Source organism: Pseudooceanicola sp. NS-SX8, from assembly GCF_057380755.1.
Genome location: NZ_CM170819.1, coordinates 3426749 through 3446543 on the forward strand (window position 1 = coordinate 3426749; position 19795 = coordinate 3446543).

Annotated in this window: 14 protein-coding genes; 11 read left to right on the forward strand and 3 right to left on the reverse strand. The window is 66.7% G+C overall.

The features are described from left to right. Nucleotides 1-22 precede the first annotated feature (22 nt). From AC2IR1_RS15755 to AC2IR1_RS15785, 7 genes are all read left to right on the forward strand, one after another. The gene (locus AC2IR1_RS15755; protein ID WP_486472921.1) at nucleotides 23-691 is read left to right on the forward strand and encodes an FHA domain-containing protein; all 669 of its coding nucleotides are present in this window, start codon (nucleotides 23-25) and stop codon (nucleotides 689-691) included. Continuing rightward, a complete protein-coding gene (locus AC2IR1_RS15760) occupies nucleotides 688-1839 on the forward strand; it encodes a PP2C family protein-serine/threonine phosphatase (protein WP_486472922.1) in 1152 nt (383 codons plus the stop codon). Before AC2IR1_RS15755 ends, AC2IR1_RS15760 begins: the two co-directional genes overlap by 4 nt. Before the next feature lie 65 nt (nucleotides 1840-1904). After that, a complete protein-coding gene (locus tag AC2IR1_RS15765; protein WP_486472923.1) occupies nucleotides 1905-3323 on the forward strand; it encodes an FHA domain-containing protein in 1419 nt (472 codons plus the stop codon). Between the two features lie 97 nt (nucleotides 3324-3420). Then, nucleotides 3421-4353, forward strand: coding sequence for an FHA domain-containing protein (locus AC2IR1_RS15770; protein ID WP_486472924.1), 933 nt, complete (start codon nucleotides 3421-3423; stop codon nucleotides 4351-4353). Next, complete coding sequence (locus AC2IR1_RS15775) at nucleotides 4350-6485, forward strand: FHA domain-containing protein (RefSeq protein WP_486472925.1); 2136 nt, start codon at nucleotides 4350-4352, stop codon at nucleotides 6483-6485. Before AC2IR1_RS15770 ends, AC2IR1_RS15775 begins: the two co-directional genes overlap by 4 nt. A 16-nt stretch (nucleotides 6486-6501) precedes the next feature. Further along, on the forward strand, nucleotides 6502-6957 hold the full coding sequence (locus AC2IR1_RS15780) for a hypothetical protein (RefSeq protein WP_486472926.1): 456 nt from the start codon (nucleotides 6502-6504) through the stop codon (nucleotides 6955-6957). A 1-nt stretch (nucleotide 6958) separates the two neighbouring features. After that, nucleotides 6959-7897: a TSUP family transporter gene (locus tag AC2IR1_RS15785; RefSeq protein WP_486472927.1), complete on the forward strand. Its 939-nt coding sequence runs from the start codon at nucleotides 6959-6961 to the stop codon at nucleotides 7895-7897. 368 nt (nucleotides 7898-8265) lie between these two features. On the opposite strand, the gene AC2IR1_RS15790 is transcribed toward AC2IR1_RS15785, so the two are convergent. Both AC2IR1_RS15790 and AC2IR1_RS15795 read right to left on the reverse strand, forming a co-directional pair. Then, a complete protein-coding gene (locus AC2IR1_RS15790) occupies nucleotides 8266-9699 on the reverse strand; it encodes an NAD(P)(+) transhydrogenase (Re/Si-specific) subunit beta (protein ID WP_486472928.1) in 1434 nt (477 codons plus the stop codon). A 13-nt stretch (nucleotides 9700-9712) separates the two neighbouring features. Further along, nucleotides 9713-11287, reverse strand: coding sequence for a Re/Si-specific NAD(P)(+) transhydrogenase subunit alpha (locus tag AC2IR1_RS15795; protein ID WP_486472929.1), 1575 nt, complete (start codon nucleotides 11285-11287; stop codon nucleotides 9713-9715). Nucleotides 11288-11634: 347 nt separating this feature from the next. On the opposite strand from AC2IR1_RS15795, the gene AC2IR1_RS15800 reads away from it, so the two are divergent. Beyond that, nucleotides 11635-12387 (forward strand): SDR family NAD(P)-dependent oxidoreductase, encoded by a 753-nt coding sequence (locus tag AC2IR1_RS15800; protein ID WP_486472930.1) that lies wholly within the window; start codon nucleotides 11635-11637, stop codon nucleotides 12385-12387. Nucleotides 12388-12679: 292 nt separating this feature from the next. Here AC2IR1_RS15800 and AC2IR1_RS15805 read toward each other — a convergent pair whose 3' ends face one another. Continuing rightward, on the reverse strand, nucleotides 12680-13459 hold the full coding sequence (locus AC2IR1_RS15805) for a gamma-glutamyl-gamma-aminobutyrate hydrolase family protein (RefSeq protein ID WP_486472931.1): 780 nt from the start codon (nucleotides 13457-13459) through the stop codon (nucleotides 12680-12682). A 262-nt stretch (nucleotides 13460-13721) separates the two neighbouring features. On the opposite strand from AC2IR1_RS15805, the gene pepN reads away from it, so the two are divergent. From pepN to gatB, 3 genes are all read left to right on the forward strand, one after another. Continuing rightward, nucleotides 13722-16286 carry an aminopeptidase N gene (gene pepN, locus AC2IR1_RS15810; RefSeq protein ID WP_486472932.1) on the forward strand — a complete coding sequence of 855 codons (2565 nt, stop codon included), beginning with the start codon at nucleotides 13722-13724 and terminating at the stop codon, nucleotides 16284-16286. 211 nt (nucleotides 16287-16497) lie between these two features. Beyond that, nucleotides 16498-17775: a hypothetical protein gene (locus AC2IR1_RS15815; RefSeq protein ID WP_486472933.1), complete on the forward strand. Its 1278-nt coding sequence runs from the start codon at nucleotides 16498-16500 to the stop codon at nucleotides 17773-17775. An 80-nt stretch (nucleotides 17776-17855) separates the two neighbouring features. After that, on the forward strand, nucleotides 17856-19370 hold the full coding sequence (gene gatB, locus AC2IR1_RS15820; protein WP_486472934.1) for an Asp-tRNA(Asn)/Glu-tRNA(Gln) amidotransferase subunit GatB: 1515 nt from the start codon (nucleotides 17856-17858) through the stop codon (nucleotides 19368-19370). The last annotated feature ends 425 nt before the right edge of the window (nucleotides 19371-19795 follow it).

A 19795-nucleotide genomic window follows, 5' to 3' on the forward strand; every position in this document is an offset into this window, starting at 1 on the left:
CCCGCTGTTCAGGAGATCACCGATGACCAAGAAGAAATTCCATGCCTCCGGCGTCTACGATGACGACGACGCCAGCACCGCCGGCAAGGCCGTCGGCAAGACCCGCAAGCTCGACACCGGCAGCGATGCCGGCGGCAGCGGCGATGACGGGATCTCTATCCGCACCCGCCCCTACGGGCGCGACCACATGGAAAAGGAGGCGATGACCGACGCCACGCCGGAGCCCGCCCCCCAACCTGCTCCCGAACCCGAAAGCTTCCGCCCCAAGACGCACATCGTCGGCCACGGTCGCCGCGCCTCCGCGCCCGATGCCAGCCCGGCCGCGTCCGGCGACATGGGCGATGCGATGCCGGTCACCGGCTGGCTGGTGGTGATCAAGGGCCCGGGGCGTGGCCGCTCCGTCGAACTGTTCAACGGCATGAACAGCCTCGGCCGGGGGGAGGAGAACGCGGTGCAGGTCGATTTCGGCGACACCACCATCTCCCGCGAGGCGCATTGCCATGTCACCTATGATGACGAGGGGCGGATGTTCTTCATCTCCCACGGGGGCAAGCAGAACCTGGTGCGGCGCAACAACAAGCCGGTGCTGAACTCCGAAGAACTGCTGGATGGCGACACCATCCGCCTGGGCGAAACCACCCTGCGGTTCCGCGCCTTCTGCTCCGAAGACTTCGACTGGGCCGACGAATGACCTCTCCCCGCTTTGCCTACGATACCGCCCACGCCCTGCTGTTGGGTGCGCGCGACCAGCAGGAAGACAGCCTGCTGGTCGACTTCCCCCTTGGCCGGGCGTGCGGTTATGCCGTCCTGGCCGACGGTATGGGCGGCGAAGGCAACGGGGAGATCGCCTCCCAGCTGGTCCTCTTCGAAGCCAGCTACGGCCTGCACGAATTGCTGCGCGCCGAAGCCGGCGGCGCGGAAGGAGGCGAGGCCCGCCTGCGCGCCGTCCTCCACGAAGGCATCGAACGCGCCAACGGCAGCATCGCGGAAAACATCCGTGCCACGCCACGGCTGCGCCACATGGGCTCCACCCTGCTGATGCCCGTCGTCTTCGAAGACCGGCTCTGGTGGGCCTCGGTCGGTGACAGCCCGCTCTACCTCTGGCGCGCGGGCCGGATGCAGCAGATCAACAAGGATCACTCGGCCCTCTCGGCCATGGATGCCGCCACCCTGACCCCCGACGAACGCCGCTACTACGGGGCGCAGCTGACCTCGGCCATCACCGGCAAGACGATCGAACAAATCGACCTGCCCGAAACCCCGCGCCAGCTGCAGCCGGGCGATGTCGTCATTGCGGCCAGCGACGGGCTGCAGTTCCTCACCAACGACGAGATCGCGGATATCGTCGCCACCCACGCCAGCGACGGCGCCCGCGCCATCTGCACCGCGCTCACCGCCGGGATAGAGGCACTGGCCGCCCCCGATCAGGACAATACCTCGATCCTCGTGCTCTGCTTCGGCGCCCCTGCCCCGACACGGCCCGCAACACGGCCCGTCACCGCCGCCGCGCCCGGCCCCTGGGGCACCGGAAAGCCGGGGGAGGAGGATACCAACACCGCCACCGCCCCGCAGCAGCCCCCGGAAGAGGATCCCGGCGCCCCCCGCATCCGCCGCGCCCGCGCACCGCGCCAGCGCCGTCCCGTCCTTGCCCTGGCCGCCCTGCTGCTGGCGCTGGCCTTCCTGGCCACCGGCGTGACGATGTATGCCCCCGACCTGCCCCGCACCCTGCTGGGCCGGCTGCTGGGCGCCGAACCCGCAAGCGAAGCCCCCTCGATGAAGGTCTCCGGCCAGGGGGGCGCCGGCTTCAAGACCCTGCCCCGCATGGCCCCGGGGGACTGATCCGACCCGCGCCGCCAAAGCGCCCCACTTCCAGACCTGCCGTACCCGAGCCCGAGAAAGTCCCGATGAAGACAAGATCCATCTCCCGCCCGTTCCTCCGGCTCCTGTCCGGTCTCGCCCTGCTTTCCCTGCCACTGCCACTGGCCGCGCAGCAGGCACAGACGCTGCCCTGCGCCCTGCTGGAAGATGGCTACAGCTGCGAAATCGCCCTGCCGCTCTCGGCATCGGGCGGGGCGCCCAAGACCCGGGTCACCGATGCCACCGGCGCAGAGGTCGATGCCAGTTTCACCCAGGGCCGTGCGGGCCGCGTCGTCATGCTGCTGGTCGATACCTCCAACCCCGCGCGCGGCGCGCTTCTGGGCCAGGGCATCCTGCAGTTGCGCGACCTGGTGGGCCAGATCCCCGAAGGCACCCTGGTGGGCCTCGCGCGGTTCGATGAAAACCTGACCCTCCTGCGGGACCCCACCCCGGATCACGCCGTGATCCTGTCGGCGCTGGACAGCGATCTTTCCGCCGACGGGCAGAACACCCACCTCTACGAAGCGCTGCTCGATGCGCTGGACGCGCTGCCGGGCACCCCCGCCGGGCGCGCCGATATCGTCGTCTTCTCCGATGGCAATGCCGAGGACCAGAACTTCACCCTGGCAGAAGTCTCCTCCCGCGCGCGGGAAGCCCGGGTGCGCATCTCCGGCATGGGGGCGGTCCTGCGCTCTTCCGAACTGGGCTACCTGCAAAGCCTCGAACGCCTGTCCGAGGAAACCGGCGGCATCTTTGCCGAGGCCCCGGCCGGCGGCGCCAATTTCCCCCCGGCGAAGCTCTCGGCCATCGCCGCCCTGGGCGAAGGCGGCGGCACCCTGCTGCTGCCCCGGGCGCCCACGGCCGATCTGACCCTGGAACTGACCTGGCCCAACGGGCGCGGCGAAACCTTCACCATTCCCGCCGGCGCGGAAGAGCCCGAGATCCTGGAAGAGGTGCCGCTGGTCCCGGTCTGGGCCTGGGGCATCGGGGCGATCCTTCTGCTGATCCTGGCGGCCCTGCTGCTGCGCGGCCGCAAGCAGCCGGAAACCGTGCAGGTCATGATGCCCGCCGCCCCCGATCCCGAACCGGCCGCGCCCCTGCGCAACTTCGGCACGCTCACCTCGGCAGAGGGGCACGTCTATGCCCTCACCAGCACCGTCGTCACCATCGGCCGGACCGAGGATGCGGAGGTGCAGCTGATCAACGATTCCGTCTCCCGCCGCCACGCCACGATCTCGGTTGCCGAAGAAGGCACCCTGCGCGTCACCGACCTCGATTCCACCAACGGCGTCTTCATCAACGGGAAGAAGGTCGCCACCGGCACCTTCGACGACGGCGACACCCTCACCTTCGGAGAGGTGAAGCTGATCTACACCGCCCCCGATGCCGACGCCCCCTGGCAGGGCGAACCGGATGACGACGGCACGCAGGACGGCGCAGATGCCGACGGCGGGGGCGATCCCTGATGCCCCACCACGCCGCCCCAACCGCCTCAGCAGCCACCGCCCCAGCAGCCACCGTGCCGGCCCACACGGGCCTGAAGCGCGCAAAAGGACTGCCCCGATGACCGCACCCACCGTTTCCCTCTCCATCGCCCAGGGGCAGCTGCCCCCGGGCGGCACGCCGTTTCGCGTCTCGGGCCTGACCCTGCCCCTGCGCCTGCTGCGCGGCCCCGGGGATGAGGTCCTCCTCGAAGACGGCCGGGGGCAGCGCAGCGGCACGGGCCTGCGCGTGCCGGAACTGTCGCGCGAACACATGAAGCTCTCGCTCGAAGCCAACGGCGAACTGGCGATCTGGGATCTCTCCAGCAACGGCATCGCCCTGGTGCAGAAGGATCGCCAACACCCGGTGGGCCGGGGCCGCGCCATCTTCATGAAGCCCGATCCGGGACGGCAATGCGCGCTAGTCTCCGTCGGGCTGTCGATCTCGGTCAGCGTGGATCAGCCCCGCCCGGTCCTGCGCGACACCCGGCAGCTCTGGATCGACCTGCACCATGCCCAGGACAGCCGCGGTTACCGCCTGGGTGAGGCGCCGCTCGTGATCATCACGAGCCCCGACGGTGGAAACGGCCGCGTCAAGGTCAGCCAGCCCGCGCCGCAACCGCTGGAACAGGTCGCGGCGGCCCATCCCCGGCGGCGCGGCATCATCCTGGGCCCCGACGCGCGGGGCGATCTCTCCCTGCTGCCCCTGCCCTTCACCGAACTGACGATCAACCGCGTGCCCCAGGGCCCGGTCACCGAAGGCGCCACGGCGCCCCGCCCCCTGGTGGACCGTGATCTGATCGCGACCCCGGATTTCCACCTCCACATCCTCGAAGAGGGTCCGATGCCCGTCCTGCCCTGCATCAACCCGGACTGCCGGATGATCAACGACTACATCCCCAACGGCAACTGCGCCTTCTGCGGCACCCGCCTGGGCGATGCCCGCACCCGCCTGCTGCGCGGCCCCGGAAAACCAGGATCAGGCGGGAACAGGCACGGCGGAGGCACCACATGACCCGCAACTACAACTGGATCTTCGAAGTGCGCGAGGCAGACCGCGCGGGCACCCCCACCGGCCCCGCCATGCCGCTCGAACTCGAAGCGGCGGGCTACTGGTCCTTTGGCCGGTCCGGGGACTGCGACGTGGAACTCGACGGCGACGGCGTCTCGGGCCTGCACTTCTCCCTGCTGCTCGACGGCAGCACGCACCAGGTCATCCTGCGCGATGCGGGCAGCACCAATGGCACCTTCCTCGAAGGGCAGCCCGTCACCGGCAACCGTACCGTCCGGAAGGGAGAGGTCATCTCCCTCCCCGGCTGGTCCCTGCGCCTGGTCGAAACGCCCAATGTCGGCCCCCGCACGGAACCCGGCGGCCTGCGGCGCGTGCCGCCCTGGCTGCGCGGTACCCCCCGGGGCAACGACATCCTGCAGCAACGCACCACGGGCCCCTACATCCCGCCCGAAGACGGCCCCGCGCAGCAGGCCGCACCCGATCCTGACCCGGCGCCCAATCCCGACCCGGCGCCCCGCCCGTCCCCCGCGTCCCGCGCGCGCGATCCCTTCCCCGCGCCCTTCTTCGACACCGACATGGTGGATCCCGCCGCCCTGCGCGCAGGCCCCCACGCCGTCACCGAAACCCGCTTCTGCGCCGTGGGCGGCGGCATCGGTTCCTTCGTCTTCGTCGACCACCTGCGCTGCTACGGCGTGCCCGCCTCCGACATCACCGTCATCGGCGCCACCACCAGCAGCTACGAAACCTACAAGCGCTACTGCGAGAACTCGCAGATCCCCTCCCACGAACGGCTGCGCTCCAACTCGCTCTCCACCCCCGACAACATTTGGGGCTTCCCCGGCTACGCCAGCCGCGAAGGCATGCGCGGGCTCAAGCGCGGCCGCCTGGGGGAGCTGAAGTACATCTTCCAGGTCTTCGGGGAACCCACCCTGGCCGAAAGCTATACCCCCCGCGCGGGCGATGTCTTCGACAGCCTCGACCGGGAAGAGGCGCGCATCGGCTGGCAGGGCATGCTCAGGCAGGGCCAGGCGGTGCAGATCCGAAAGACCACCGACGGGCGCTACGCCGTGGCCTACCGCGCCCGCGGGCGGGAACTGGAAAGCGGGCGCGGCAGGCAGCAGTTCATCATCGCCGATGTCCTGCACCTGTCCACCGGCTACGCCGCCACCCGCTTCGTCGAGGATTTCCAGGACTTCATCACCCGCCACCCCGACAAGCGGCACATGGTCCACAACGCCTACGAGACCCACGACCAGATCTTCGAAGAGGCAGAGCGCAGCCAGAAACCGGTGCACTTCGTCGTGCGCGGGCGCGGCATCGTCGCCAGCCGGGAAATCCAGCGCCTGTCGGAGGCGCGCCGCAAGAACCCCAACATCGTCATCCTGCACTCCATGCGGTCCAAGCTCGATCCGCGCGGCGGGGCGACCTACGGCCGTGCCTCCCGGCCCGTGCGCACCAACGTGGAAATCCAGCCCTTCAACTGGCCCAAGGCCTGCTGGGGCGGCGACCTGCGCTTCGAATACGAACGCGCAGGGCCCGAGAAACGCGGCGCCATGCTGGCCACGCTCGGCGGCACCACCACCGCGCAGCGCTCCGACTGGATCGAGATCGCGGAACGCGGCGAGGAAGAGGGCTGGTATCGCCCCGTCTACGGCAACATCACCGAAATCCTGCCCGAAGCGGACCACGAAGGGGTGATGATCCGCATCAAGGGGCCCGACGGCCACGTGGCCGAACTGCACGCCGACTACCTGATCGACTGCACCGGGCTGATCTCCGACATCACCCGCTCCGCCCTGCTGGGCGACCTGATCTCCACCTACGCGCTGCCGCGCAACCATGCTTATCGCAAGCAGGGCGCGGGCTGGCAGAAGGCCGGGCCCACCGGGCTGCAGGTCTCCAACGGGTTCGAGGTGGAAACCCTGCGCAATGGCCGCGGCCGGGTCTTTGCCGCGGGCACCATCACCTCCGGCGGGCCCTACCTCGCCGTCGACAGCTTCCTCGGCCTGCAATATTCCGCCCTGCGGTCCACCGACCAGCTGGTGACCGAAGGCCAGCACGGGGTGAAGAACCTCGGCCCGCTGCGCTCCTTCGGACAATGGCTGAAATGGTGCGCCGGGCGCGCCCCCCGCTGATGCAAAGGAGACAGAGATGATCCCCACCCTCGCCGGACGCATCCAGACCCGCCTGCTGCTCTTCGTGCTGATCGGCATTCCCGTCACCGCGCTCTTCACCTGGGCCTGGCTGGGCCAGTGGAACGGGCCGGTCTTCCAGCTGCTGCTGACCTTCCTGGCCACGATCACCGCCCTCGGCCTGCTGCTCGATGTGGCCTACATCGGCATCCAGCACCTCCGCTGGGACCGCGACTGGCCCTTCGCCTACCAGTTCTTCTTCTCCATCGTCGAATTCGGCATCGTGCTCTTTGCCGCCCGCGCGGGCCTCATCCCCTGGCTGCCCTCGGCGCTCTTTGCCCTGCCCCAGGTGCAGGTCATGGCCGTCAGCCACTTCGCCTCGGTCTTCATCCCGACCTTCCTGGCGCTTCTGGGTCCCGTCTCGGTCTTCTTCATCCGCTGGCGGTTCAAGGCCGGTCAGCTGGGCAAGATGTAGGATGAAGGGCTTCCTCCGGGTCTGGAGCCCGGTCCACCTCGGCCTGCTGATCGCGGCCTACCTCTACCTGCTGGCGCAATCCGGGCTGACGCTGGCGGTGCTCTCGGGCCTGTGGTTCTTCTTCCCGGTGGGCATCCTGGGTGCGATCATCGCCAATGCGACGGGCACCGGCGGCGGCGTGGTCTTCGTGCCGGTCTTCTCGGCCATCCAGGAAGGCGCCATCCCCGTGCCCGAAGCGTTGCGCGCCGTGGCCAGCCTCTCCGCCGCCGAAAGCGTCGGCGTCTCCTTCCTGATCCAGTGCTTCGGCATGTCGGTGGGCGCGCTCACCTGGGCGCATGGGATCTTCGTCAAGGACAGCCTGGCCTGGAACGAGAAGATCGCCGCCCCCGTCCTGATGTCGCTGACCTTCGCGCCCCTGGCCACGGGCATCCCCACCCTGCTGCTGGTGCAGGAATATGTCCGCATCGACGGCCAGGACCTGATCTATTTCTTCAAGCTCTTCTCCCTGGCCCTCGGGCTCACCCTGCTGGTCTTCACCTGGGTGCAGCGCAGCCAGGCCGCGAAGGAGCGCAAGCTCCACGTCACCCCCGGCGAAATCTGGGTGCTGCTGGGTCTGGGCGTGCTGGGCGGCGCGGTGACGGCGCTCTTTTCCGTGGGCATAGGGGAGTTCCTGGCGATCTACCTGATCCTGCGGAAGTTCCCCACCAAGGTGGCCATCGCCGTGGCGGTCTGGGTCTCGGTCGCCTGTGTCTTCACCGGGGTCTGGGCGAACCTGATCGCGGGCACGGTGCGGCTGGAAGTGGCACTGATCGCGGTGCCCGGCGCGGTGGTCGGCGGGTTCCTCGCCAAGCGCATCGCGCAGCTCCTGGGCTCGCTCTGGCTCAAGACCGCGGCCTCGGTCTGGATCATCGCCTCTTCGGTGTACCTGCTTCTGCACTGACGGGGGCGGTGGAAGGTGGATTGCATCCACCCTACGGGCGACGACGCCCGTTTGCGCCATGGTGGATTTCATCCACCCTACACGTCCTCCGTAGGGTGGATGCAATCCACCTTCCAAGGGCCCCAACCTCCCGACCACGCCGTCCCGGCACCATCCCCGCCCCATCCCCCAAACCACCGCACGCTCCGTTAATCCGCCCCTCCGGGAATAATACGCACCGACGCTATACCGACGTGATACCGACGTATCACCGACGTGCCGATTTGGCCCCCATCCCCCTGTTAACCCGCGCAAAATCGCGATTCCCATGCAAAAGGGGCGGTGCATCGCACCGCCCCTTCGCATCTCGTTAACCAGCCCCCTCGGGATCAGTCGATCTTGCTCAGCAGATCCCCGATGGAGCCCTTGGCGTCACCGTAGTACATCCGCGTGTTCTCCTTGTAGAACAGCGGGTTCTCGATGCCGGAATAGCCGGTGCCCTGGCCGCGCTTCGACACGAAGACGGTCTTGGCCTTCCAGACTTCCAGCACCGGCATTCCGGCGATCGGGCTGTTGGGATCTTCCTGCGCGGCGGGGTTCACGATGTCGTTCGACCCAATCACGATGACAACGTCGGTATCCGGGAAATCTTCATTGATTTCATCCATTTCCATGACGATGTCATAGGGCACCTTGGCCTCTGCCAGCAGCACGTTCATGTGACCCGGCAGGCGACCGGCGACGGGGTGGATGGCGAAACGCACCTCCTTGCCCTTGGCGCGCAGCTTACGGGTCAGCTCCGCCACGTTCTGCTGCGCCTGCGCCACCGCCATGCCGTAGCCCGGCACGATGATCACGCTGTCGGCGTCTTCCAGGGCGCTCGCCACGCCGTCGACGTCGATGGGCTTCTGCTCGCCCTCGACTTCCATGGCCGGACCAGCGCTGCCGCCGAAGCCGCCCAGGATCACCGAAACGAACGATCGGTTCATCGCCTTGCACATGATGTAGGAGAGAATGGCCCCCGAAGAGCCCACCAGCGCCCCCACCACGATCAGCAGGTCATTGCCAAGGGAGAAGCCGATGGCAGCCGCCGCCCAGCCGGAATAGCTGTTCAGCATCGAGACCACGACGGGCATGTCGGCGCCGCCGATGCCCATGATCAGGTGATACCCGATGAAGAGCGCCAGCAGGGTCATGACGAAGAGCGGCAGGAAACCGTCTGTGCCAAAGTACCAGAACAGGCAAAGCACCGACAGGATCGCCGCGCCCGCGTTCAGCATGTGACCGCCCGGCAGCTTCTCCGCCTTGGAGGTCAGCTTGCCCGAAAGCTTGCCGTAGGCCACCACGGAACCGGTGAAGGTCACAGCACCGATGAAGATGCCGAGGAACAGCTCGACGGCGAGGATGTTGATCTCCACCGGGGTTTTGTGCGCCACCAGCTGGGCAAAGGTGCCGATGACCTCTGCGCCATTTTCATGAGCCTTTTCAACAGCATGAATGGTGAAATGCGCATTGAAGCCGATGAAGACGGCCGCCAGGCCCACCAGCGAGTGCATGGCTGCGACCAGCTGCGGCATCTCGGTCATCTCGACCTTCTTGGCGACGAACCACCCGATGGAGCCGCCGGCCACGATCAGCACGATCGACAGCAGCCACAGGCCCGCGCCCGGGCCGATCAGCGTGGCGAAGACCGCCAGCGCCATGCCCGCGATGCCGTACCACACGGCGCGCTTCGCGCTTTCCTGCCCCGAAAGGCCACCCAGCGAGAGGATGATCAGAATGGCGGAGACCACATAGGCCGCCGTCGTGAATCCAAATTCCATGTCTCTGCGCTCCTTAGGATTTCTGGAACATGGCGAGCATGCGCCGCGTCACGAGGAAGCCACCGAAGATGTTGATGCCGGTCATGAAGACCGAAAGGGCGGCCAGCAGGATCACGATCCAGGAGCCGGAGCCGATCTGCATCAGCGCGCCCAGGATCACGATGGAGGAGATGGCGTTGGTCACGGCCATCAGCGGAGTATGCAGCGAATGCGCGACGTTCCAGATCACCTGGAAGCCCACGAAGACCGACAGCACGAAGACGATGAAGTGCTGCATGAAGCTGGCCGGTGCGACCAGGCCCACGGCCAGCAGCAGCACCGCACCCACGGTGATCAGCGTCACCTGGGTCTTGGTTTGCTTCTTGAAGGCCGCAACCTCCTGCGCGCGCTTCTCTTCCGGGGTCAGTTCCGGCTCCTTCGGGGCCTTCTTCTGGGCCGCGATGGCAGCCACCTTCAGAGGCGGCGGCGGGAAGGTGATCTCGTGATCATGGGTCACGGTGGCGGACCGGATCACGTCGTCTTCCATGTCGTGGTTGACCACGCCGTCCTTCTCCGGCGTCAGGTCCGCCATCAGGTGACGGATGTTCGTCGCGTAGAGAGAGGAAGACTGCGTCGCCATGCGCGACGGGAAGTCGGTGTAACCCACGATGGTCACGCCATTTTCCGTCACGACCTTCTCATCCGCGACGGTACCTTCGGCGTTGCCGCCCTTCTCTGCCGCCAGGTCGATGATGACCGAACCCGGCTTCATCGCGGCGATCATGTCCGCCAGCCACAGCTTGGGGGCTTCGCGGTTGGGGATCAGCGCGGTGGTGATGACGATGTCGATATCCGGCGCGATCTCGCGGAACTTGGCCAGCTGCGCCTCGCGGAATTCCGGGGAGGAGACGGAGGCATAGCCACCGGTCGCGGCGCCGTCGCTCTGCTCTTCCTCGAAGTCGAGGTAGACGAACTCGGCCCCCATGCTCTCGACCTGTTCCGCCACTTCGGGACGGACGTCGAAGGCATAGGTGATGGCACCCAGGGAGGTCGAGGTGCCGATGGCCGCCAGGCCCGCAACACCCGCGCCGATCACCAGCACCTTCGCCGGGGGCACCTTGCCCGCTGCGGTGATCTGGCCGGTGAAGAAGCGGCCGAAGTTGTTGCCCGCTTCGATCACCGCGCGATAGCCCGCGATATTGGCCATGGACGACAGCGCGTCCATCTTCTGCGCGCGCGAAATCCGCGGCACCATTTCCATGGCGACGGCGGTCGCGCCCTTCTCCTTGATCTCCTCCAGCAGGTCGGCATTGCCGCCCGGGTTGAGGAAGCTGATCAGGGTCTGGCCCTCGCGCAGCAGTGCGATTTCCTCTTCCGACGGCTGGCGCACCTTGGCCACGATGTCGGCAGCGCCGTAGAGCGCGGCCTTGTCCGCGACCACGGTCACGCCAGCCGCCTCATAGGCAGAATCCATGAAGCCGGCCTTCTCTCCGGCTCCGCTTTCGATCAGGCAGTCATGGCCGAGCTTCTGCAGTTGCAGAGCCGAGTCCGGTGTCATCGCGACACGCGCCTCGCCTTCGAACACTTCTTTTGGCGTTCCGATCTTCACCTGTGTCGTCCCCCCTTCCGAGTACGGGTTTAACGAATGGCCGGAAGTTTCCGGCACACAATTGTATGCAGCGCGCAATATTATTGCGCGCGTAGCTAAGCCGGGTTTGCCCTGAAAGCGACGCGACTGTCAAACACAACCATATGACGATCCACGGCCATTTCCAGCGAGCGCCCCCTTTGCCACAAGCTTTGGCAAGCAAATCGGATTGTCACGCGGTTGGGACATGGCAGCCATGAGCCGGGTGGGATTGCGCACAGATCGCCTCCGCCCTTGATCGACGACGGGGGATCGTCCTACGGTCGGATCCGATATGCGGAATTTCTTTCCGCAGATGGGAGGATGACATGAAACTGGACGGAAAGCACGCGCTCGTCACCGGCGGGGGCACCGGGATCGGGCTGGCCATCGCCCGCGCCCTGGTGGCCGAAGGGGCGAAGGTCACGATCACCGGACGCAGGCTCGAAGTGCTGGAGGAGGTGGCCGAGCCCGGGATGTTCCCGGCCGTCATGGACGTGACGGAGGAAGGCGCGGTGCGCGACGTCACGGCGCAGGCAGTGGCCGCCCGCGGCCCGATACAGATCTGCGTTGCAAATGCCGGCATTGCCGAGGGGCGAAAGCTCCACAAGACACCGACGGAGCAATGGCGGCGCATCATGGCAACCAACCTCGACGGCTGTTTCTTCACGGTCCGGGAAAGTCTGCAGTCGATGCTGGACACCGGTTGGGGGCGGGTGATTGCGGTATCCTCCATCGCCGGTCTGCGCGGCGCGGCCGGCGCCGGGGCCTACGCGGCCTCCAAGCACGGTGTGATCGGCATGATGCGCAGCTTTGCCGAGGATTTCCTGGGCCAGCCCTATACCTTCAACTCGATCTGTCCGGGCTATGTGGATACGCCGATCGTGACCCGCAACACCGATGCGATTTCCGCCCGTGCCGGCGTGTCCGAGGAGGAGGCGAGAGACATGATGGTGAAGCTCAATCGCCACAAGCGCCTGATTTCGCCCGAGGAAGTCGCGGCCGCCGCACTCTGGCTCTGCGATCCGCTTTGCGAAAGCGTCAACGGGACGGAAGTGCGGATCGCCGGCGGGCAGGTCTGACCCGGGTCAGGGTGGTGCGGCCCAAGGTGGATTGGCATCCACCCTACGCGGGGTTGTGGCGTCACGACGGAGGGTTGTGGCGTCGCGACCGAGGGTCGGGGCGTCGCGACCAAGGGGCGGGGTATCGCGACAAGGGTTGGGACGTCGCGACCAAGGGTGGGTGCACCGCGACCAAAGGTGGGGCCATGGCGAGAGATGTAGGGTGGATGCCAATCCACCTTCGCCTCCCCCACCTCCGACGGCATCAAAACAAGGAAAAAGCCCCCCTCTCCGCCCCTTCAATGGGTAGACATCACGCGGTCCGCCGCACCGGCATCGCCTGGCGGTTGCAGGCCCAGGCCCGCGCCGCCTCTCCCAGCCCTTCGAAGAGCGGGCGGGATACGGGATCATTGGCGGCATTGTATTCCGGGTGCCACTGCACGGCGAGCGTATAGCCCGAGGCACCGTCGACATAGCCGGCCTCCGGCGTGCCATCGGGCGCATAACCATCTATGACAAAACGTTTTCCCGGGGTCACCACGCCCTGCCCGTGAAGGGTGTTCGTCATCACCTCCCGCGCGCCCATCAGCTTGTGGAACACGCCGCCCTCGGTGAAGGTCACCTTGTGGCGCAGGGCGAACTTCTCTTCCAGGGTCCCGTCGGGCGGCATGCGGTGGTTCATCCGGCCCGGGATTTCCCGGATCTCGGGATGCAGGGTGGATCCCATGGCCACCGCGACTTCCTGGAACCCGCGGCAGATACCGACGAAAGGTTGCCCCCGCTCGACACAGGCCCGCACCAGCGGCAGGGTGATCGCATCACGATTGCGGTCGAAAGCGCCATGGGCCTCGGTCTCTTCCTCGCCGTATTCTGAGGGGTGCACGTTCGGTCGCCCCCCGGTCAGGACGAAGCCGTCGTAGGTTTCCAGCAGTTCCTCGATGGACAGGTAACGCGGATCCGCCGGGATCAGCGCCGGCTGCGCCTGGCAGACGGTGGCAACCGCTTCGCAGTTCATCACCCCGCCGGAATGGGTCCGGTAGTTGCCGTCGATGACATTCAGGTTCGTAATGATACCGATCAGGGGTCTTTTCATGGCGCGCCTCTTGATGCGCTGCCCACGATAGCCCCGCACCTTTCCTTTGAAAACTGAAATAGCTGTGCACACCTGCACCACCACGGGTGAGCGCTTCGGAATCCGGCAGAAACCTGCCCCGGGGCCTCATCTTCTGCACGCCTGGCGTGTCGGCCCCGCCGTCGTGCCGGAAAACGCATCGCCCGCCCCCTTGAATTGCCCCCCTTGAATTCCCGGCCCCGGGGCGCAAGATCGCGCCACCAGAGATGCGAAAGGACCCGCCATGAAGGACGCCGCCGCAAAGACCCCGGCAGAAACCATCTACCTTGCCGATTACACTCCCTTCGGCTGGACCGTGGACGAGGTGCACCTGACCTTCCGCCTGGCGCCGGACAGCACGCGGGTCACGTCGCGCATCCGGTTTACCCCGAACCCCGACGCCAGCCAGGAGCGTTTCTTCCTGCACGGCGAAGAGCTCGAGCTGATCAGCGCCAGCATCGACGGCGCCCCCGTCACGCCCGAGGTCACGGAGACCGGCCTGACCTGCGCCGTCCCCGACACCCCCTTCACCTGGGAAGCCGAGGTCGAGATCGCGCCGGCGCAGAACTTCGCCCTGGAGGGGCTCTACATGTCCAATGGCATGTACTGCACCCAGTGCGAGGCAGAGGGCTTCCGCAAGATCACCTACTACCCCGACCGCCCCGACGTGATGTCCACCTTCACCGTCCGCATCGAGGGCGACGAGAAGGTCAAGCTGTCCAACGGCAACCCGGTCGAAAGCGGCGATGGCTTCGCCGTCTGGCATGACCCCTGGCCCAAGCCCGCCTACCTCTTCGCGCTTGTGGCGGGCGAGTTGGTAAACCATCCCGACAGCTTCACCACCGCATCAAGCAAGGAGGTGGAGCTGAACATCTGGGTCCGCCCCGGCGACGAGGGCAAATGCGCCTTCGGCATGGAGGCGCTGAAGAAGTCGATGAAGTGGGACGAAGAGGTCTATGGCCGCGAATATGACCTCGACATCTTCAACATCGTCGCCGTGGATGACTTCAACATGGGCGCGATGGAGAACAAGGGGCTGAACATCTTCAACTCCTCCTGCGTGCTGGCCAGCCCGGAAACCAGCACCGACGGCAACTTCGAACGGATCGAAGCGATCATCGCGCATGAGTACTTCCACAACTGGACCGGCAACCGCATCACCTGCCGCGACTGGTTCCAGCTGTGCCTGAAAGAGGGGCTGACGGTCTTCCGTGACGCCTCCTTCACCGCCGACATGCGGTCGGAGCCGGTGAAGCGGATCAGCGACGTGATCGACCTGCGCGGTCGCCAGTTCCGGGAGGACAACGGCCCGCTCGCCCACCCTGTCCGCCCCGAAAGCTTTCAGGAGATCAACAACTTCTACACCGCCACGGTTTACGAGAAGGGCGCAGAGGTTATCGGCATGCTGAAGCGGCTGGTGGGGGACGAGGCCTATTTCAAGGCGCTCGACCTCTACTTCGCGCGCCATGATGGCCAGGCCTGCACGATCGAGGACTGGCTGAAGGTCTTCGAAGATGCCACGGGCCGCGACCTGACCCAGTTCAAGCGTTGGTACAGCCAGGCCGGCACCCCGCGCCTGCATGTCACCGAAGACTGGAACGACGGCACCTTCACTCTGCGCTTCAAGCAGGTGACGCCGCCCACGCCCGGCCAGCCCGACAAGCTGCCCCAGGTGCTGCCGATCGAGGTGGGCCTGATCGGCCCCAACGGCGACGAGGTGGTTGAAACGACCCTGCTGGAGATGACGGAGGCCGAACAGAGCTTCTCCTTCTCCGGCCTGGGTGCCCGGCCCGTGCCCTCGATCCTGCGCGGGTTCTCTGCCCCGGTGATCCTTCACCGCGACACGGACAATGCCGAACGCGCCTTCCTGATGGCCCATGACACCGATCCCTACAACCGTTGGGAAGCGGGCCGCGGGCTGGCGAAACAGGCGCTTCTGCGGATGATCACCGAAGGCGTAGCCGCCGACGAAGGCTATCTTGGCGCGCTGCAGACCCTGCTGGCGGACGAGACGCTGGACCCGGCCTTCCGCGCCCTGGCCCTGGCCCTTCCGTCGGAGGACGACCTGGCACTGACCCTGCATGAAAGCGGCATCGTGCCCGATCCGCAGCTTATCTGGGACAAGCGCGAAGCGATGCGCCAGGCCATGGCGGAATGGATGCCGGACCTGCTGGCGAAGCTCTACGAGACAAACCAGGTTCCCGGCATCTACCAGCCGGATGCAGGGCCCGCAGCGTCCCGTGCGCTGGCCAATGCCGCCCTGGCCCTGCTGACCCGTCTCGATGGTGGCGACAGGGCCCGGGCGCAGTATGCGGCGGCCGACAACATGACGCAGCAACTGGCCGCGCTGACCTGTCTGCTCTCCGTCGGGGCGGCCGAGGCGGAGCTCTCGGCCTTCTACGACCAGTGGCAGGCGGACAGGCTGGTGATCGACAAGTGGTTCTCCCTGCAGGTGGCCTACGCCAGACCCGCCGACACCGCCGCCGTCGCGGCGCGGCTTGTCACGCATCCCGACTTCGACATGAAGAACCCCAACCGGTTCCGGGCCGTCTTCGGCGCCCTGCAGATGAGCCAGGCGGGCTTCCACCACGGGTCGGGCGACGGCTATGCCCTGCTGGCGGACTGGCTGATGAAACTCGATCCGCTGAACCCGCAGACGACCGCGCGCATGTGCACCGCCTTCCAGACCTGGAAACGCTTCGACGCCGACCGACAGGCGATGATCCGGCACCAGCTGGAGCGGATCTCCGCCCGCGAGGGGTTGAGCCGCGACACGGCAGAGATGGTCGGGCGGATCCTGGCCGGGTGAGTCTGCGGGCGCCAAGTGAGTCTGCGGGCGCCAAATCATTGATACAAAAACGTTTCTCGGCGCAATTGCGCGCGCCGGGAAACAACTCAGGGTGATTTCCCGCAAATGTTAACGAAGTGGCGACGGTTTATCGCCATATCTCCGCGAGGGCGCCACGTTTCGGCCCCAAACCCCGGCCAGAACGACCGGTAACGAACATGCGGAGACCTCCATGCGCAGCCTCTCTACCCTTCCCGGCATCCGGACCCTCTTCGGCGGGGACACCACTCCTCCGCCCGAAGCCATGCCGGGTCAGGAGGCCGTCGTGGACAGGTTGACGGCCAAGGGCGGGCGCCAGATCCGCATCCGCTCTGCCGCCGAAGCACGGGCAGAGGTACAGCCGTCCCCGACCGAGGTGCGCCGCCTTCTGCCCATCCGTCACGCCACGCGGGAGCAGAGCACGTTCCGCGCCTATTTCCAGAAAGGTCAGAGCCTGGCCCGCCAGGATCGCTGGGACCTGCTGTCGCGCATGATCCGCGAAACCGACCGCCTGCGCGAAACCTCCCCCGCGGGGATCCGGATGGCAGAGGTCCTGTCCGCCGGGGCACGATCCGACATGGTCAGCGCCGCCCGCAAGGCCCTGCAACGCGGCGGCCAGCCCTGCGCCGCCTCCATCGCCGACCTGGATGAGATCGCAGCCGAAGGCGACTGGCCCGTCGCGGTCACGGTCGCCCGGCTGCACATGGATCTGGCCTGGCTCTACCACGGGGATCTGCCCCCTGTCGGCCGCCCCGCGCAGCCGCACCCGGAATTCGACCGCCATTTCGCCCGCGCCGCGCAGCTGCTGGACGGGTTCAGCCCGCTGGAGGAAGCCAGCCCGATGCTGGCCGAGGCGCGCATCGCCCTGCTGGCCGGGGATCCCGACGCGGCCCTGCGCATCCGCGACGACTTCGAGGACCTGATCGACCTGGATCCGTCCAACCCCGGGCCGCTGCGGACATTCGGCCTTTACCTGCTGCCCCGCTGGTTCGGAACCGATGCCGCCGGGATCGAGGCCGCGGCGAGTGCCACTGCCGACCGCCTTGCCGACGTCTGGGGCGATGGCGCCTATGCCTGGGCCTGGCTCGACGCCCTGTCGTCCGAGCCGGAGACCGCCGCCGCCTGCGACGGGGCGCGCCTGCGACGGGGCCTTTTCGACATCCTGGACCGTCATCCCGGTCAGGAAGTGGCCAACCTCCTGGCGGGCTTCTGTGCGCTTGCCATGGCGCCCGGCCGCGCCCCGGCGGGCCTGTCTGCCGACGCACGCGCCACGCGGGATCAACTGCACGCCGCCGCGGACGCCATCATCGAACACCACATGAGCGAGATCCGCCCCGAATTGTGGCTGCGCGGCTCCCGTCCGGCCCTGGCCCTGCCCGAAGAGCCGATGAGCCCGGCGGACCTTGCGGCAGATGCCGCGCAGATCGCCGCGATCGTCAAGGCGCGCCGTTCCGGGGCGGTGAAGCACTGACCAGCGTGCCGAGGGCTCTTGCCCCCTCTCCCGCCCTGTCCTAGAACCCGGGATCAAGCCAATCCCGGAAAGGACGGAGCATGCTGGACCTCACCTACGAGACCCCGAAGCCCAAGGTGATCGCGGGCGCGAAACACGACTGGGAACTGGTCATCGGGATGGAAGTCCATGCCCAGGTGTCCTCCAACGCCAAGCTGTTCTCCGGCGGATCCACCCTGTTCGGCGCTGAACCCAATTCCAACGTGGCCTTCGTCGATGCGGCCATGCCCGGGATGCTGCCGGTCATCAATGAATACTGCGTTGCCCAGGCGGTCCGGACCGGGCTCGGCCTGAAGGCGCAGATCAACCTGACCTCTGCCTTCGACCGGAAGAACTACTTCTACCCTGACCTCCCGCAGGGCTACCAGATCAGCCAGCTGTACCATCCCATTGTCGGCGAAGGTGAAATCCTGGTCGACATGGGGCCGGGCGTGGCGCGCATGGTGCGGATCGAACGGATCCACCTGGAACAGGACGCGGGCAAGTCGATCCACGACATGGATCCCAACATGTCCTTCGTCGACCTGAACCGGACCGGCGTGGCGCTGATGGAGATCGTCTCCCGCCCCGACATCCGCGGCCCCGAAGAGGCCGCCGCCTATGTCACCAAGCTGCGGCAGATCCTGCGCTACCTGGGCACCTGCGACGGCAACATGCAGAACGGCAACATGCGCGCCGATGTCAACGTGTCGGTCTGTCGTCCGGGTCAATACGAGAAGTACATGGAAACGCAGGACTTCTCTCACCTCGGCACGCGCTGCGAGCTGAAGAACATGAACTCCATGCGGTTCATCCAGCAGGCCATCGACTTCGAGGCACGGCGCCAGATCCAGATCCTGGAAGCGGGCGGCGAGATCGTGCAGGAAACCCGCCTTTACGATGCCGACAAGGGCGAGACGCGCTCCATGCGGTCCAAGGAAGAAGCGCATGACTACCGCTACTTCCCCGATCCCGACCTGCTGCCGCTCGAGATCGAACAGGGCTGGGTGGATGATATCGCCGCCTCCCTCCCGGAACTGCCGGACGAGAAAAAGGCGCGCTTCGTCAAGGACTTCGGCCTGTCGGAATACGACGCTTCGGTGCTGACCGCAGAGGTGGTGAACGCGGGCTTCTTCGAAGAGGTCGTGTCGGCCTGCGAGGATGGGAAGCTGGCGGCCAACTGGGTCATCAACGAGCTGTTCGGGCGTCTGAAGAAGGACGATCTGGACATCACCGACAGCCCCGTCAGCCCGACGCAACTGGCTGAAATCATTACCCTGATCAAGAAGGGCGACATCAGCGGCAAGATTGCCAAGGACGTCTTCGAGATCACCTTCACCGAAGGTGGCTCCCCCGCCGAGATCGTCGAAGCCAAGGGCCTGAAGCAGGTCACCGACACCGGCGCCATCGAGGCCGCCGTCGACGAGGTCATCGCGGCGAACCCGGCGCAGGTCGAAAAAGCCAAGCAAAACCCGAAGCTTGCAGGCTGGTTCGTGGGTCAGGTCATGAAGGCCACCGGCGGCAAGGCCAACCCGAAGGCCGTGAACGAGCTGGTGGCGGCAAAGCTGGGGCTGTGATCGTCGGAGTGCGGCGAGCGGCGGACGGCGGGGTGAAACCCCGCCCTACGGCCAATCCAGGGTGGGGTTCGGCGTTATGTAGGGCGGGGTTCACCCCGCCGCGCCACCCCATGCAGGACGACGTTCACCCCGCCGCGCGACGCCATGTAGGGCGGGAGATATCCCGCCTTCCGCAACCAGACTTTGCAACTTAGCCAAAGGGCGGGGCATTAACCCCGCCCTTTTTGCCGAAATTTGCAAACGTCGGTATTACGTCGGTATCGTGGCTGTATCGCGACGGTCCGTTTTCCAGGGGCCTGAGCGTAAAGGAAGATTTACCAAAGGTGACCGGGCGGCCGGCACGACTCGCCCGGCGCACGCTGGGGCAAGGATGCGGTGACCGGTCCAGAGCCTCGAGAAGGGCCGGGAGAAAGGCCCCGGCGAAG